The sequence below is a fragment of the Acinetobacter sp. genome (assembly GCF_049284435.1).
Taxonomy (GTDB): Bacteria; Pseudomonadota; Gammaproteobacteria; order Pseudomonadales; family Moraxellaceae; genus Acinetobacter.
Map to the genome: position 1 here is coordinate 1 of NZ_JBAPXX010000085.1, position 2,080 is coordinate 2,080.

The following is a 2,080-nucleotide window of genomic DNA, read 5'->3' on the forward strand; positions in this document are numbered from 1 at the left end:
GATATCTGCTTTGCATTGAGTCAGGCCTTTTTTGAAGGGATCCAGGATCAGGTCGAAGTCCTGGATGAACGCGTGTGCTTCCGTTATTTCGATGGACGCGATATGACCGGCTTTATTGATGGTACGGAAAATCCGCAATTTCCAGAGAATCGTGCTGAAGCGGCTTTATTACCTGCTGAGGCCGGCATTTTTGCGAATGGCTCCTTTGTTTTTGCGCAACGTTATGCCCATGACCTGACTAAATGGAAGCAACTGAAAGTCGATGCACAGGAACAGGTGATTGGTCGTACTAAACTGGAATCGATTGAACTTGACGATGCGGTAAAACCGGAAAATGCCCATGTTGCACGGACCGTGGTGGAAGATGATGAGGGTGAAGAACTGGAAATCCTGCGCCATTCCCTACCCTATGGAGATGGAAAATCCGAGCAGGGCCTGTTCTTTATTGCCTATACGTACGACTTGAGCATTATTGATGCCATGTTGCAGCGCATGTTTGGTACCAGTGGCGATGGTATTCATGACCGTCTGTTGCACTTTGTCACTCCGATGGATGGTGCCTATTATTTCGCACCTTCGGAAGAATTACTGGCGCAACTGCTTGATGCTGCTTAAGGTACCGATCTCAAAAATAAAGGAGCTCAAGCTCCTTTATTTTTTGTGTATTACTTAATAAGGTAACCGTCGATAAGCACGGTATTCTGGTGTCCAGAAATGGGCTTCAATCTGTTCCTGCAATTGAGCATCACTAATCACCGGAGCCACACCATCCTGCATGGCAGCCTGTGCCACTTTAAAGGCAATAAATTTTGACACGCGCTGAATATCATTAATATCCGGCAATAAATCTGCGTCCAGACGCTCCAGCTTCGGTGAGCAATCCGCCAAGGCATTACTCGAAGCCATCAGCATATGGTCGGTGACTCGCGTAGCACCACAAGCTACTACACCCAAACCAATGCCCGGAAAAATATACGAGTTATTGCACTGCGAAATCTGGTAAATCTTGCCGTGATAATTCACCGGTGCAAATGGGCTACCAGTTGCGATCAGTGCTTTACCTTCAGTCCACTGAATAATATCAGCAGGAACCGCTTCTACCCGTGAGGTTGGATTGGATAAAGGCAATACAATCGGATGCTCACAATGGGCAGCCATAGTCCTGATAATTTCTTCGGTAAACAACCCTGGTTGACCCGACACCCCAATCAGTACGGTAGGTTTGGCATTTTTCACCACATCCAGCAATGAAATCACGTCTGTGACGTTGGCCCATTCACCGATCACCGCGGCCTTTTGAGCCAGTTTGCGCTGGAAATCCAGCAGGTTCGGCTGATTTTCCGTGATCAGGCCAAAACGATCGACCATATAGACGCGGGCACGGGCCTCACTATCGCTAAGACCTTCCGCCACCATTTGCACCACAATCTGTTCCGCGATACCGCAACCCGCCGAGCCTGCGCCTAAAAAGGCAATGGTCTGGTCTTTCAGTTGCTTGCCTGCCGCACGACTGGCAGCGATCAGACTACCTACAGAGACCGCAGCAGTGCCCTGAATATCATCATTAAAACAGCAGATCTGGTCACGATACTTGTGCAGCAAAGGCATGGCATTTTTTTGTGCGAAATCTTCAAACTGGATCAGCGCTTTTGGCCAACGGCGTTTAATGCCTGCAATGACTTCATCTACAAAGGCATAATATTCATCGCCACTAATACGTGGCTGACTCCAGCCCATATAAATCGGATCATTCAGCAATTGCGGATTGTTGGTGCCGACATCCAGGGTAATCGGCAAGGTATAGGCCGGGCTGATCCCGCCACAAGCCGTATAGAGTGACAGTTTGCCAATCGGGATTCCCATGCCGCCAATGCCCTGATCACCCAAGCCCAAAATGCGCTCACCATCAGTAATCACAATGACTTTGACATTGTTTTTATTGACGTTCTGCAAAATATCATCGATATGCGCACGATCCGGATAGGAAATAAACACCCCACGATGACGGCGGTAAATATCCGAGAAACGCTGGCAGGCCTCACCGACCGTTGGCGTGTAAATAATCGGCATCATTTCACTT

The 2,080-nt window shown here is 48.5% G+C and carries 2 protein-coding genes; one reads left to right on the plus strand and one right to left on the minus strand.

All coding sequences use genetic code 11. From position 1 onward, the window contains the following. Nucleotides 1-615: Dyp-type peroxidase (locus WAK81_RS08005; protein ID WP_422196395.1), on the plus strand; the 615-nt coding region annotated here is incomplete at its 5' end. Nucleotides 616-669: 54 nt separating this feature from the next. Here the strand turns inward: WAK81_RS08005 and WAK81_RS08010 are convergent. After that, on the minus strand, nucleotides 670-2,080 hold a 1,411-nt coding region (locus tag WAK81_RS08010), incomplete at its 5' end, for an NAD-dependent malic enzyme (RefSeq protein ID WP_422196396.1).